Genomic DNA, 13,326 nt, shown 5'->3' with positions numbered 1-13,326 from the left:
AGGCTGTTCCGGTTCTTGCCAACAAGCCTGCGTCGTCACACCGACTGTGGGGCGCGGTCGGTACAACGGTGGGAGGGATCAATCTGGGAGGGACTGCATGACCGAACACGAAGAAGCGGTGGAACGCGCAAAGCAGTACGAAAGGTTCGCCAGGGGTTACGTCAAGAAGGCGCGGCGGCGGTGCTTACCGTGGGGCTGTGACCACTGCCTCCGATGACGCGGCCAAGCCGGTGCCGGTGCGTGTCGTGCTGCCCGCCGACCCGGTGCTGGGGCATCCGGAGCAGGAGGTCGTGGCGCGGCTGTGGAGGCGGCGGCAGACCGAGACGGGGTGGGTGTACCTCGTGGGGCTGCCGTCGTTCCGGGACCTCGAGGACGGCGGGGTGGAGGCGGCGGAGTACCGGGGGTGGGTCCGGGCTCCCGACCATGTGCGGCCGGTCGACGGCGTCGACTACGACCAGGTCGCCACCGAGCACCTTCCGCTGGCGCCGAAGTCGGTGGTTCGCGAGGTCCTCGGGGAGCGCCGGCCTTCGGGCTGGGTGCTGGCGAAGGTACGCGAGGGGCGGGGCCCGGCCCGGGGTGTGCTGCACGCGCCGGACTGCGAAGAGGCGCCGCAGGGCGCGCCGCTGCTCGATGTGGAACACGCGCTGAACGTCGCGGAGAACCCCGGGACACGGCTGTGCACGTTGTGCGGGTGCGCTCAGGAGCTGACGCCGATGATGAGCGGCTTCGACCACATCACCGACTCCTGACCTGCCGTGGTCAGGAAGCACCCTCGATGGTGACCGGGACTTCCAGCGGCACGATCCACTCGCTGTCCTTCGACCTGTTGGTCAGGGTGATCCGGTGAGGATGAGGGCTCCGTCGTCGGCGGCCCGGCGTATGTCCCTCATCTGAAGTGATGGCGAGGCATAGAGGAGTGCGCCATCCCGGTACAGCCAGTACTGGAGCTGCGTCGCCTTCTCGAGGTCCCGGCGCTGCTGTGGGTCGGCATCGGGCAGTACCAATTCGACGAAACCCCGCCCGTCCTTCAGCACTCCTTGGACGACGATCGCGCCCACTGCGGTGAACGACGTTCCTGCCGCGATCAGGTCAACACGGTCGCCATGGATCGGGCGAGTGCCAGGAAAGCTCATGCGGAACCCTTCAGGGGAATCGACGCGATCGGCTCCCACTTGATCGTCGCGCCGTCGTGCCACTACTCCACGAGGTGGATGTGGTCCGCGCGCACCGTGTGCGACAGCGGCGCCTCGATACTCGCCAACGCTGCCCGAAGGTCGACGGGGTTGATCGTCTCGGAGCCCTCGCTTAACGGTGCAGGCGATGGACATGTGGGGGTAGCGGCTGGCCGCCGGCCGGAAGGCGGTGCGCTGCTCCTGCGTGAGCTGGGTGATGCTGTCCACCAGGCGCGTAAACGGCGTTCCGGGCCAGCCGCTGATCTCGATGGCGACGGGGGCAATGGCCGGTCTGTCGAAAGTGAGCGTGAACGGCTCCACCTGCTGGACGTGTGCGCGCGTCCCTCACGAGCGAGTCGACGTCGACGTCGTCGGCGGAGAGGCCGACCGCGTGCAGGAGGGTGCAATGGAGCCACTCACCCGGCACCCGGCTCAGCCCCGGCCGTGAGAACACAGCCTCGGGTGTAGGGTCTCGCCGCCGATGACATGTCGATCTTCTGTGACCTGCTGGTCCTCTGTTGTCTCACCGCGATGTCACCCAAGATCAGTCTCAGATCGATGCCATTTCCTCGGCGGAACGATGAGTCTGCGGCTGAGCCACCGAGCACGAGGACTACATGCGAGCTCAGATCGCGCACCGATGAGTTTCCCGCGCCGCGCCGGTCTGTACGCGTGAGACCGACTCACGGAAGGCTGGCGCCATGCGGAAACTGATCTACGGCATGAACCTGACCCTGGACGGCTACATCGCCGCGCCCGGCGACGACATCGGCTGGAGCGTGCCGAGCGACGAGCTGTTCCAGTTTTGGTCCGACCAGTTGCAGGCGACCGACCTGTCGCTGTACGGGTGCAAGCTGTGGCAGACGATGAGCTCCTACTGGCCGACCGGCGACCAGCAGCCCAACGCCACCCCGGCGGAGATCGAGTTCGCGCGCCGCTGGCGGGACATGTCGAAGGTGGTGTTCTCCTCGACGATCGACAAGGTCGACTGGAACACCCGCCTGGTCACCGGCGACGCGGTCTCCGAGATCACCCGGCTCAAGGCCGAGGACGGCGGCCCGATGGACATCGGCGGCGCGACGCTCGCCGGGGCGGCCATGCGGGCCGGGCTGATTGACGAGTATGTGCTGGCCACCGCGCCGGTCCTGGTGGGCGGCGGCACGCCGTTCTTCACCGCGCTGGACAGCTGGGTGAACCTGAACCTGGTGGAGACGCGGACGCTTCCCTGCGGCGTGATCCTGACCAGGTACGAGACGAGGCGCTGAGCGCCCGTCACGCGACTCGACCGCCTGCCGGGTCCACGCGAACGTGAACGCCACCACTGGGGTGGACAGCCGGCAGTGCGGCTTCACATCCACCACTACCGGACCCTGCTCAGTGGTCAAGATGTAATCCGGGATGCGCTTGCGGGCCTGCCCCTCCACAACGGCCTTCAGCAGGAAAGGCTGGGCCACGATGCCGCGTACGGACGGATCGAAGTCGGCAAAGAGCAACCGCGACAGTTCCAAGCGCGACTCGTAGATCACGTGGTCGCGCATCGTCGCTGACCAGTAGATACCCGAGTAGTGCTTCTGGCCCTTGTACCGACGGAACGTCCGCTACGGACAAGCCGACTGCAGAAGGTCGACAGGTGCCGTACCCCAGTCCCGGACCTCCACAAGAGCACCAAGCTGCTGACGGATACTCACCGTCGCCGTGACACTGTTCATCGCGTACCCCCGCCCCACGGGCAACGACCCGTACAGCCAAAGGTGTCAGCCAGGCACTGACGGGCGGAGCGGGCCGGAACCCCGCCACCCGAACGGGTGAGAACCCCGACCAGCGAGTCTCACGAAGACGGCATAAGTGCCGCCGATGTGCCATCGGAGATGAGACTGTGCCGCGAAATCTGAGACCCTACATCGGGGTAGGACGCGAGCAGCGCGTCTCCCTCACTCGCCGCCGGGAGGATGTGCCAGTGCAGGTCGCGCCGCCCCACCGGCCATGCCTTCGCCACCCGCTCGAAAAAGCTCTCCCCCCGCACCCTCTCCCCCGGATCTTTCGCCAGAGCCTGCCACCTTCCACGCACCCCATGCACTGGATTCGCCAAGGAACATGAGGTTCAAAGATGGGCTCTCAGGGCGTATCGCCGGAGTAGTAGAAGCGGCAGCTGACGCCGGGGCCGGGTGTGCGAGGTTCACCGGGACGCGGATCGTACAGGGCGTGCCCGCCGGGCCACCGCCCGAGCTCAGTCATCAGGGCGACACCGTCGTCGACTTCCTCCGGCCGCCACCCGTGGATGTCCAGCAGCAGTCCGTCCAACGGCCCGCCGACGAGCGCGGCGTACGTCTGGTGCGGGAGCGGGCCGGGGTCGGGGTCGTCGTGGTCGCGGCCGAACACCCGGCCGCGCAGCAACTGCTCATCACCGTTCATCCGACCAGCCTGCCAGCCTGCCAGCCACCACCGACAGCGCGGGCTCCGATCTCCGCAGGAGGCTGGAGCTGTGACTGGGCGAGATAGTTGCCACTTGGGCGCGACCTGTCACTGAGCATCTGGGAGCCCGATATCGGTAGCAACGATGCCGGACGGAAGAGACGATGCGCAGGCGAGTCGTCGGTTTGGCCACCAGACTCCACACGTTGAACCGCTCTCTTGGCCAGAGGATGTCGGATCTCAACCAGGCTTGCGTGTGGGGGAGTTGTGACGCAAACGATGGCTCCCGTACGGCAGCCAAGCGTTGGAAATTCGGCGCATCTGGTGCCGGGTCAGACCCCCGCGGACGTCCGGGCGTCCTTGGCGGGTGTCACGGGCGCCGCCGCAGGGCCGCTGCCGTGCCCTTTCGGGGACCCGAACCAGGCTACTGCCACCGCGCCCGATACGGCGAGCACGAACCCGGTGATCGCCGCCCAGGCGAAGCCGGGACGGGAGGCATCGCCGAGCCACAGCACGCCGATGATGCCCGGCAGGACGGTCTCGCCGACGACCAGCGCGGCGGTGGCGCCGTTGACCGAGCCGATCTGCAGGGCGACCGTGTGCAGGTACATGCCGCCGATGCCTGCCACCAGGATCGCGTAGAGCGCCGGGTCGCAGAGCAGCGCTCCCGGGTCGAAAGGGTCGATGCCGTTCAGCACACGGACCCCGACACCGAGGGCGCCGAAGCCCAGTCCGGACAGCAGGCCGGCCAGGATCGCGGCGCGCGCCCCCAGTAGGCGTACGACCACGGTGCCGCCCACGATCAGGAGCAGCGAGATCCCCAGCAGCCACCAGTGCGTGGAGATCGGGGTGTCGCCGCTGCCTTCCGGGCCCGCCGCCGTCGCCAGAAGCACCAGCGCGGAGCAGACCACAGCAATCGAGGTCCACTCGGCGCGGTTGAGCCGGATGCCGAGGAGCTTGATGCTCAGCACCGCCGTGATCACCAAGTTGGCGCTGATCACGGTCTGCGACAGGAACAGCGGCAGGAGGCGCGCCGCCAGTGCGCCGAGCCCGAAGCCGACGAAGTCCAGGATGGTCCCGACGATGAACTCCCAGGTCATCGCCGCCTTCGCAGTGGACGACAGGCTCGGGCCACCGTGCTGGGTCACGCTGCCCTCGGCGGCCTCCCGGCGGGCTGACTTCTGTGATCCGACGGCCTGAAGGACGGAGCCCGTGCCGTAACAGATCGATGCTGCCACGGCGGTGAGCAGTCCTATGAGCACCGAAAGCTCCGTTCATGTATGGGTCGGTGGGGTTCGGTCCCGTTCCCACTGGCAGACGTGGGTTTCGGCGCGAAAGTTGCTTCCGGCGAGTCAGTTACCGGCGTATCTCCCTCCATAGGCCAACTACGGTCAGCCACATTGCCCATAGCACACTGCAATAGGCCTTAGCGCAGTGTCACGAAGTGTCCCCTTTCGCGCGTATCTCCTCCGCGCCCCAAAAAGGAGCCCGCCCCCAGAAGCCGCATCACGGAGATCACCGTCGCAGCCCCGGTCCAGCGAAGTTGGTGACAACTAGAGCGAAAAACCCCAGGTGGTGACAACTGGAATGCCCAAACAGTGACAGGTACCGCGCTCAAGTCCACGCTCGGTGCCAGCTCACCGACCCACCTTGGTGTCACCTAGCTCGCCCAGTCACAGGAGCCCGTCGCTGTGTGACTACCGGGTCTGGAGGGCGCCGCGGTCGATGAGGCCCTGGATATAGGGAGGCCAGTCCCGCTCCAGGCTGGTGGTGATGGCGGCGTGAACGTCAGCGCGTACCTGCGGGGTGACGTGTTCGACGTCGCCGCCCGGGTAGTACAGGCGTACCCCGTCGCGGCTGGCGTCGCACAGGATGGCGTGGGCCTTCTGCACGAGCGTCATGTAGAGCTGCGGGACCGGTGCCTTGACGAGTTCGTCGATGACGGCTTCGTAGTCGGCTCCGAAGTCCGCCCAGCCCTTGCCCTGCTTGTCGAGCCAGAGGGTGACGTCGGAGAAGAAGACCGCTTTGCCTGGCCCGTCGTTCGGGTCGCGGGCCAGGCCGGTCGCGAGATCGAGCGCGATGCCAGCGCCCTTGCTGACGAGGTGGCGGGGAATCATCGCCGGGGCGACAGCCACCGCGCACTCAATCCGAGGGAGCCAACGCCCACTACCGGGCCCGCAGAGAACGCGGAGACTGGCACGCGGCTGGCCTCCGGCACCTCTTCAACCGGATGATCGGACAGCTCTTCCACTACCTTCAGAGGGGCGAAGTGTTCGAAGAACATGAGGCATTTCCCTCCTCTCTGAGGGATGCGGCTTGACTCCTTAGGCCCCTGAGATGCCTACGACCAGGTGGCGAGTAGCCCTGTGTAGCGTTCTGGGCTGCGGTCGCGCTGGGAGTCGAGCCAGGACTGCGGGATCAGTGCCACAGTCCTGGCTCGGGTTGCGGTCCCTCGGAGGCCCGATGCTGGAACGTACCTATGAGGCAGATGCCCTCATTGCGGGCAGGAAAGCGGGGCGAGGCCTGCACTGGTGAACACGTAGCTGACTGATCGTTTGTCTGGTCCCGGATAGGAGACGACGACGGCGGTCCCGTGGCTGTTGGTTCCCCCGTACTGCGGTGTCATCTGCGTGTAGGCGCGTCCGCGCAGGTCGGCGGCCCAAGTCGCGGTGGAATCGGTCCAGGTGATCACATCTCCGGCGACATGGACCCAGTCGATGGGCACCCCCTCGACCACCATGACCGGCGCTGGCCATCCGGCTCTCCAGGCGTACAGATTCTTGTTGCCCACTCCGGTCCACGCCCAGGTGGTTCCGTCGCTCGCCGAGGCCGGTGAGCCGTCAGCGGCGGCCAGCGCCGCGGGGAGGCTGCCCGGCGTGCCATGCGCGGTAACCGCAGTGAGCTTCGTGGGGGTGTCGATGGCGAAGGCCTCTGGCCAGACCAGTGTGTCTCCGGCGAAGAACGAGGGCGCCATGCGCCCGGTGTGCACGATCTTGTCGGTCGCCGAGGCGAGATCGTAGAGGTGGACCTGCCGCTGGACGTCGGTGAGTTTCTGGTCCTTGGTCCCGTCGCTGACTCCCTGGACCCAGGTCGCCTTGCCGTTGTTGACCCACGGGTACATGAACGGCCCGGGCACCGGGTTCCCGTCGGCGCCGACTTGGGTCTTGGCGATGCTCTTGGGGGCTCCGCCGGCCCGGGAGTCCCAGGCGAACAGCTCCCACTTGGAGCCGACATCGTTCGAGGCAAGGACGTTAAAGACCAGCCAACGGCCGTCGAAGTCAGCCAGGCCAAGGCCACCCTGGCCGGAGTTGGCGGCGGTGTAGATCGTGGTGCGCTTGCGACCCTGGTCACGCAACCAGACCAAGGTCACACGGCCATCACGCTGGCTGGCGGCGATCACCGAGGAGCCGTCGGGCGCCACCGCCATCGGGTTCAAAGACTCGCCCTGCGCCGCCTGGAGCATGCCGGCGGTCTGGGCCTGCTTCCAGGCGGCTGGGGTGTCCACCTTGCAGAACGGCTTGCCGGAATCGGCCGGGGGCGCGGAAACGGACGGCTGGGAGGGTGCTGCGCTGCTCGGGGTAGGAGACTCTGCTGTCGCCTCGGAAGTGCGTGGTGCCGACGAGCACCCGAAGGTGCTCGCCAGCGCCACGCCTACCGCTGCGATCAGCAGTCCCCTACCAGTTGTAGCCACGGCCGCCCATGATCGTCACGAGGGTGCTGTTGGGCATTCCGCTCCGTGAAGGCACGCTGGACCACACGGTGGTCGCCGAGTCCAGATAGGCCGCCCAGTCCCCGTCGTAGCCCTGGAACGGGAACCAGTGATAGATCGTCGTGCTGTTGTTGGGGTGGCCGACAAGGTGCGGGCCGTTGTAGACCTCCATCGCGTTGCCAACCAGGGAGGCGCCGGCGTCGGTGTCGCCTATGAGGCGGTTCTTGAACGCGGCGACGTCTGCGCTGGTCGGGGTGTAGGGCAGGTTGATCCTGACATAGGGGAACCCGCCCGCCTCGTCGTTCAGCTGTTTGCCCATCTGGTCCACGCCGGTACCGCCGTTGTTCGGCGTGATGCCGATCCAGCTGGCGAAGGTCCCCTGGTCGTGGTTCCAGATACCGCGCATGCCCAAGGCCATCACCAGCGTGGCGGGCCCACAGTAGTTGTTGTACCACTGGCCCTGGTGGGTGTTCGCGAGCATTTTGCTCGTCGCGGAAGTCACGGCCTTCGGTTTGTGGGCCGCCATGTAGGCGTCCTTCGACTTGAGTTCGGCGGCGGTGGCGTTCCTGCCGCCCCAGCCGTCCTTGGACTTGTCGTTCCGGTCGTCGTTGGCGGCCTTGGCCGCCCCGACCTCCTGCGCGGATAGGGTGCCGACCCAGGTCGGAGACGGGGAGTCAGCCGAGGCGGCCTGCGGGGTGATGAGTCCGGCGAATACGAATGCGGCCAGCACTCCTGCCGTGGTGGCCTTCGCTGCAATTGTCATGATGTCCTTCGGATGGTTGGTGGGCTGTGGGGATCGGCGTGCTGAGAGGCGGCGCCGTGCCGGCTACGCACGAACTCCCCCTGATCCGATGTTGATCGGATCGATGGAACCGATCTTTCTCGTGCTCCTTAACAGCTGTCTAACAGGCGGTGTTAGAGGCTACGAGGCGGCTCTCGCCCTGGCCCGCGAGATCCGCTGCCCCTACGATGAGGCCCGCGCCCTCGAAGGCGCCGGGCGATCCCTCGCATGCCTGGGGTCCGCCCGTGAGGGCCGTGCGTTCCTCTGCCAGGCCCTCGCGATCGACGAACGGCTCCAGGTACCCGACGCCGACCGCCTGCGCGCACTGCTGTCCGACGCCTGAGACGGTTGTGCGGCCTCAGGGTGTGAGTAGGGCACCGCTTCCCAGGTGCTTCGGCTACAACCGACCCCGCGCCTTCGACGGCCCGCCCGCGTACGGGCGGGGCCGTCGAAGGTTCTACCGGTCCGGTGTCCCGCGAGGCACCGCGCCCGGTGCCGGGGCGTAACCGGTGGCCCGGGTGGTGAACGTTCCCCGGCCCTGGGTCCGGCTGCGCAGCCGGGTCGCATAGCCGAACAGCTCGGCCAGCGGCACGGTCGCGGTGATCACGGACGTGCCGGCCCGCGCGGTCGAGCCCGTGACCCGGCCGCAGCGTGCCGCCAGGTCACCGAGCACCCCGCCCTTGCCGTAGCGGGTGGTGTCCGTGGACGTGGTCACCTCGGGGGTGTGCCAGGTCTCGGGCCGGGCCAGGGCGAGAACGCCGCCGTGCCGGCGCGGACGCCCGCCCCTGGGCCCGGAACGGGTCGGACCCGGGTCACGGAGCATGACACGGTCCGAACGCAGACGCCCGAGCAGCACGAGCGGCAGGTCCGCCAGCGCGTGGGAGAGGTAGGCGACGTCGTAGCCGGAGTCCATGACGATCAGCATCTTCGGATCTCCTGGCTTCCACTGCCCTGCGAGGATCAACCGCTCTGCAACGCTGCGGAGTTGGGCTGCCGTGACGGCGGTCGCGTCGTCGGCGGGCCCCAGACGCACAGCGTCCAGCAGGGCGACCCAGGAGGTGCGGCCCGTTTCCAGGGCGGCGACGAAGGAGTACGGCCAGCCCGGCACGAACTGGTCCTTGCTGCGGGCACCGCGTCCGTAGACGTGGCAGAACAGCCGGTCGTCGCTGGTCGGAGCATCAGGGCGGAGCCAGTTGCTCACGTCCACAGCCAGCACGATCCGCCCGTCGGCCGCCTTCGGCAACGGCAGGCCGGCCAGCGTGCGCCGCAACCGCGCCGGCTCTGCCCAGCCCCGGTCCAACGCTGCGTACAGAGCACCATGCCCACGCCGGTACTCGAGGGCCAGCGACAGCTCCACCAGCGTCTTCACCGGCCCGTCCACGCACAGCACCGCGTCCGTGAGCTCGAAGAGCGCATCCGCCCGGGCGTAAAGGCACTCGTAGAACTCGACCCGAAAGCGGGACAAGACATCCAACGCCTCGCCTGCGGGCCCTGGGAGAGGGAGACTCATACGCAGCGGCCGTTCTCTCGTGCTTCGTGACTCGACATCTCGAAGCGTGGAGAACGGCCGCCTCCGCTGTCCCGGGAAGAACCGCAGATCAGCAGGTTGGGTGACAGGCGAGGATAAACGTCAAGCTGAGGCCGCACAACCGTCTCAGGCGTCGGACAGCAGTGCGCGCAGGCGGTCGGCGTCGGGTACCTGGAGCCGTTCGTCGATCGCGAGGGCCTGGCAGAGGAACGCACGGCCCTCACGGGCGGACCCCAGGCATGCGAGGGATCGCCCGGCGCCTTCGAGGGCGCGGGCCTCATCGTAGGGGGAGCGGATCTCGCGGGCCAGGGCGAGAGCCGCCTCGTAGCACTCCAGAGCCTTCTCCGGGGCTTCCTCGGCAAGTCGGACGTCGCCCAGGATGACGAGGGCGGTCATCCTGCCGCCGCGGTCCTGTGTCTGCGTGCAGAGTTCCACGCCCGCCAGGGCGAGGCCGAGGGCCTCCGCGTGCGTGCCGAGGGCGGACGTGGCCTCGGCCAGGTGCATCGTCGCGTAAGCGCACCCGAAGGGGCTGCCCAGTTCCTCGCAGATGGCGAGCGCCTCGCGCAGGCCCTGCGCGGCCTCCGCGGGACGCCCGAGGCGCAGTTGCACCCGGGCCAGAAACGTGAGGGCCTGCGCCACGCCCATTCTGCTTTCGATCTCTCGGGACAACCGCAGGGCCCGCGCGATGGTGTCGGCGGCTTCGTCGTACGCGCCGAGCAGTCTCAGCACGTCACCGAGATCGGTGAGAGCGTTCGCCACGCCCAACGGAACGTCGAGACGCTCGTAGAGCACAAGGGCCTCGCGATGGCGGGCGACGGACTCGGTGTACCGGCCGGTGGACCTGAGGATGTCGCCGAGGGTGGTGAGGGCACCGGCCCGGGTGACGTCCTCACGTTCGCGGCTCAGCTCCAGAGAGCGCTCCAGACTCGCGGCTGCCTGTGCGTAGTCACCAGTGAGCTGCTGGACATGGCCGAGTTCGATCCAGACGGCGGCCTGCCCCTGCACGTCCCCCACGTCGACACAGCACGCGAGCGCGTCACGATGGCTGCCCATGGCGTCACCGAACCTGCCGGTCAGCCGCTGGACCCGTCCGAGCCCGTTCAGCACGATCCCCTCCCGGCGGCGGTCCCGCGCCTCGCGTACGAGCGTGAGGGCCTGCCGGAAACCCGCCTCGGCCTGCTCGTAGTGGCCACGCAGGCACTCGATCATCGCCTTGTTGTGATGGGCCACGGCCTGCATGGTGAGGTCGCCCGTCACCAGGGCCGCATCCAGGGCCGTCCGGTGCAGCGCCAGCGCATCGAGCCAGTGGCCGTTTCCCCGCAGGAATTCGGCCATCGCGGCGGGCAGGTGCGTAGCGTGGGCCATGTGCCGTCGATCGGCGGCGTACTCGACCGCCGCCCGCAGGTTCTCCCGTTCGGCGTGCATCCAGGCCGTGGCGTCCTCGGCATCGCGGAAGACGGGCAGAGCCGGGGGGCGGCGCGCTGTGCGGACGAGGTCCGGGGCGGTGAAACGTGCCATGTGGCGGTCGGCTTCGACCGTGGCGTGCAGGTAGTAGTCGAGCAGGCGCTCCCCAGGGGCCGTTGTCTCCTCGGCGGCACCGGCCCGGGCGTAGGCGCGGACCAGGTCGTGCATGCGATAGCGGCCGCGCGCCCGTTCCTCCAGAAGGTGCCTGCTCTCCAGGTCCTCCAGGAGTGCGCGTGCGGAGCCGAGGGAGATGTCCTCGATGGCCGCGGCGGCGTAGGCGTCGAAGCAATCCCCCGGCACGAGCCCGAGCCGATGGAACAGCCGTCGGCTCTGAGGGGAAAGGTCCTGCAAAGAGAGATCGAAGGCAGCGGCGACGGAGGTGTTCTCCGAGGCCAGGGCGTCGAGCCCGCCGTGAGCGGCGCCGAGGTCGCGTACCAGGTCCGCCGGGGACCAGGTGGGACGGTGGCGCAACCGGGCGGCCACGAGCTGGAGCGCGAGCGGCAGGTGGCCGCACAGGGCGGCGAGTTCGCGGACCGTCGGGTCGTAGGCCGTGACGTCCGGGCGTGCCGCCTTGGTCACGAGCAGGTGCACGGCCTCGTCAGGCATCAGCAGATCGAGGCTCAGCGGCGTCACGTCGGTCAGGGCCTCGAGCCGGCGGCGGCTGGTGACGAGAACCATCGAGCCGGGCGTCCCGGGCAACAGCGGTTCGACCTGATCGCTACCGCGGGCGTCGTCGAGCAGGACCAGGACGCGACGGCCGGCCACGCGGCTGCGCCAGAGGCCGGCCAGCGCGGCCGGGTCGGTCGGAATGCGCTGGGGGCTCTCCCCGACGGCGAGCAGCAGGGTGGTGAGCGCGTCCGCCGGATCCACGGGCGACGTTCCCGGCGTATGGGCGTGCAGAGGCAGGAATATCTGGCCGTCGGGGAACGCGTCCTTGAGCCGGTGCGCGACGTGGACGGCAAGCGCCGTCTTGCCGATCCCCGGCATGCCGTCGACCGCGTGGATGCCCACCACGCCGGGAAGGGTCCCGGGGTCGCACACGGCGGCGGCCAGCAGGCGATCGATCTCCGTGGTCCGGCCGGTGAACACGGCCACGTCCCGGGGCAGGGCGTTCGGCACGGCGAACTCGAAGGCGCCTGCCGAGGACCTTACCGCCGCGGCGTCGGGCGGCTCGGGGGCCCGTTCGTCGTCCAGTACCTCCTGATAGGCGACACGGACCGCCGGTCCGGGCTCGACCCCCATGGTGTCGACGAGGGTGCGACGCAGGCGGTGATAGACCTCCAGGGCCTCGGCCCTTCTGCCGATGCGGTGCAGCACCTGGAGGAGTTGAGCGTGGAAGGACTCCCGTACGGGAAACTCCTGTGCCAGGCGCGTGAGTTCGGCAAGCAGCTCGGCGTGGCGTCCTTGGCGCAGTGCGGCATCGCCCCGCAGTTCGACGGCCTGCAGGCGGGCCTCCTGCCACTCCGCCACCTGGGCCGCGGCGTCGAAGGTCAGGGTCGGGAACTCCGCCAACGGGTCGCCGCGCCACAACGACAACGCGGCATCCGCCTCGCGGCCCGCACCCTGCCAGTCCGCTGCGAGCCGAGCGTCGTGCGCCGCCTCCACGTGCCGTGTGAAGCGCACGTGGTCCAACTCCTCTTCCTCGACACCCAGCACCAGACCGCCCGCCGCGCTGCGCACCCGCGAGACATCGCCCAGTGAACGCCTCAGTCGCATCAGATGGTTGTGCAGCGAGGCCCGGGACCTGGCCGGGGGCCGCCCGTCCCACAGGAGCGCTTCGAGCCGGTCGTAGGAGACGACCCGGTTCGGGTCCAGGAGCAGCGCGACCAACAGGGCTCTGGCCATGGGGGAACTCGGCGCACGGTCCACTCCCCCGTCGTCGTGAACCGTGAGTACGCCAAAGAGCCCGAACCTCATGCCCACCCCCCTGTGAACGCGGGGACCTTCCCCCCTCGTCATCGTAGCGGCGCGGTCTCCGGAGGCGCGCGGGGTCACCATCGGGAACGCGTTCCGGGCGGGTGCCCGCGCAGCCAGGCGGCCTCTAAGCCTTGATCCACCGAGGGGATTTGAGAGTGGTTTTTTGATCGGTTTCGGGTCGGGTGGCCGGGTGAGGGCAGGTTGTGTCCGCTGGTCTGCCCAGCTTTTCCACGGTTCGGTTCCGGTCGGGCCCTTGCGGGCGGGGCGGGCAGGGGCTGTTCGTATCAGTCGGCCGGTCCGTGGGCGGTGGAGAACAGGTGTGTCCAGGCGTGCTGCCAGGGCC

11 protein-coding genes and 2 pseudogenes are annotated in these 13,326 nt (G+C 68.6%); 3 read left to right on the top strand and 10 right to left on the bottom strand.

Annotated elements, in window-relative coordinates:
• Positions 1-197 precede the first annotated feature (197 nt).
• On the top strand, positions 198-749 hold the full coding sequence (locus tag ACIPEK_RS35945) for a DUF6233 domain-containing protein (protein ID WP_402005075.1): 552 nt from the start codon (positions 198-200) through the stop codon (positions 747-749).
• Between the two features lie 81 nt (positions 750-830).
• On the opposite strand, the gene ACIPEK_RS35940 is transcribed toward ACIPEK_RS35945, so the two are convergent.
• Positions 831-1,133 carry a hypothetical protein gene (locus ACIPEK_RS35940; RefSeq protein WP_402005073.1) on the bottom strand — a complete coding sequence of 101 codons (303 nt, stop codon included), beginning with the start codon at positions 1,131-1,133 and terminating at the stop codon, positions 831-833.
• Positions 1,134-1,873: 740 nt separating this feature from the next.
• On the opposite strand from ACIPEK_RS35940, the gene ACIPEK_RS35935 reads away from it, so the two are divergent.
• Positions 1,874-2,437, top strand: a complete 564-nt coding sequence (locus tag ACIPEK_RS35935) for a dihydrofolate reductase family protein (RefSeq protein WP_402005070.1) — start codon at positions 1,874-1,876, stop codon at positions 2,435-2,437.
• 24 nt (positions 2,438-2,461) lie between these two features.
• On the opposite strand, the pseudogene ACIPEK_RS35930 reads toward ACIPEK_RS35935, so the two are convergent.
• The 6 genes and pseudogenes from ACIPEK_RS35930 to ACIPEK_RS35905 all read right to left on the bottom strand — a co-directional run.
• Positions 2,462-2,758, bottom strand: a pseudogene (locus ACIPEK_RS35930) (TnsA-like heteromeric transposase endonuclease subunit); the annotation flags it as partial.
• Positions 2,759-3,287: 529 nt separating this feature from the next.
• Positions 3,288-3,584, bottom strand: coding sequence for a hypothetical protein (locus ACIPEK_RS35925; RefSeq protein ID WP_402005067.1), 297 nt, complete (start codon positions 3,582-3,584; stop codon positions 3,288-3,290).
• A 332-nt stretch (positions 3,585-3,916) separates the two neighbouring features.
• On the bottom strand, positions 3,917-4,846 hold the full coding sequence (locus ACIPEK_RS35920) for a hypothetical protein (protein WP_229846371.1): 930 nt from the start codon (positions 4,844-4,846) through the stop codon (positions 3,917-3,919).
• Positions 4,847-5,281: 435 nt separating this feature from the next.
• Positions 5,282-5,719 (bottom strand): hypothetical protein, encoded by a 438-nt coding sequence (locus ACIPEK_RS35915; RefSeq protein ID WP_402005064.1) that lies wholly within the window; start codon positions 5,717-5,719, stop codon positions 5,282-5,284.
• A 359-nt stretch (positions 5,720-6,078) separates the two neighbouring features.
• The gene (locus ACIPEK_RS35910; protein ID WP_402005061.1) at positions 6,079-7,089 is read right to left on the bottom strand and encodes a hypothetical protein; all 1,011 of its coding nucleotides are present in this window, start codon (positions 7,087-7,089) and stop codon (positions 6,079-6,081) included.
• A gap of 169 nt (positions 7,090-7,258) precedes the next feature.
• Positions 7,259-8,056 (bottom strand): hypothetical protein, encoded by a 798-nt coding sequence (locus ACIPEK_RS35905; RefSeq protein WP_402005058.1) that lies wholly within the window; start codon positions 8,054-8,056, stop codon positions 7,259-7,261.
• A gap of 88 nt (positions 8,057-8,144) precedes the next feature.
• Here ACIPEK_RS35905 and ACIPEK_RS35900 point away from each other — a divergent pair, with 88 nt between their 5' ends.
• A complete protein-coding gene (locus ACIPEK_RS35900; protein WP_402005055.1) occupies positions 8,145-8,417 on the top strand; it encodes a hypothetical protein in 273 nt (90 codons plus the stop codon).
• Between the two features lie 114 nt (positions 8,418-8,531).
• Here ACIPEK_RS35900 and ACIPEK_RS35895 read toward each other — a convergent pair whose 3' ends face one another.
• The 3 genes and pseudogenes from ACIPEK_RS35895 to ACIPEK_RS35885 all read right to left on the bottom strand — a co-directional run bounded on the left by ACIPEK_RS35895 (position 8,532) and on the right by ACIPEK_RS35885 (position 12,911).
• Positions 8,532-8,747, bottom strand: coding sequence for a hypothetical protein (locus tag ACIPEK_RS35895; RefSeq protein WP_402005191.1), 216 nt, complete (start codon positions 8,745-8,747; stop codon positions 8,532-8,534).
• 6 nt (positions 8,748-8,753) lie between these two features.
• Positions 8,754-9,584: pseudogene (locus ACIPEK_RS35890) on the bottom strand (transposase); the annotation flags it as partial.
• A 144-nt stretch (positions 9,585-9,728) separates the two neighbouring features.
• Positions 9,729-12,911: a BTAD domain-containing putative transcriptional regulator gene (locus tag ACIPEK_RS35885; protein ID WP_402005052.1), complete on the bottom strand. Its 3,183-nt coding sequence runs from the start codon at positions 12,909-12,911 to the stop codon at positions 9,729-9,731.
• Between the last annotated feature and the right edge of the window lie 415 nt (positions 12,912-13,326).

It is taken from the genome of Streptomyces sp. NPDC088246, from assembly GCF_044741025.1.
In the GTDB taxonomy this organism is placed as follows: Bacteria; Actinomycetota; Actinomycetes; order Streptomycetales; family Streptomycetaceae; genus Streptomyces.
This window is presented reverse-complemented; position numbering and strand designations above follow the sequence as displayed.

Excerpts from the sequence above, each read along its gene's own strand:
- ACIPEK_RS35940 (WP_402005073.1), bottom strand. The coding sequence starts at position 1,133 with ATGAGCTTTCCTGGCACTCGCCCGATCCATGGCGACCGTGTTGACCTG.
- ACIPEK_RS35900 (WP_402005055.1), top strand. The coding sequence starts at position 8,145 with ATGTTGATCGGATCGATGGAACCGATCTTTCTCGTGCTCCTTAACAGC.
- ACIPEK_RS35885 (WP_402005052.1), bottom strand. The coding sequence starts at position 12,911 with ATGGCCAGAGCCCTGTTGGTCGCGCTGCTCCTGGACCCGAACCGGGTC.
- ACIPEK_RS35925 (WP_402005067.1), bottom strand. The coding sequence starts at position 3,584 with ATGAACGGTGATGAGCAGTTGCTGCGCGGCCGGGTGTTCGGCCGCGAC.
- ACIPEK_RS35905 (WP_402005058.1), bottom strand. The coding sequence starts at position 8,056 with ATGACAATTGCAGCGAAGGCCACCACGGCAGGAGTGCTGGCCGCATTC.
- ACIPEK_RS35935 (WP_402005070.1), top strand. The coding sequence starts at position 1,874 with ATGCGGAAACTGATCTACGGCATGAACCTGACCCTGGACGGCTACATC.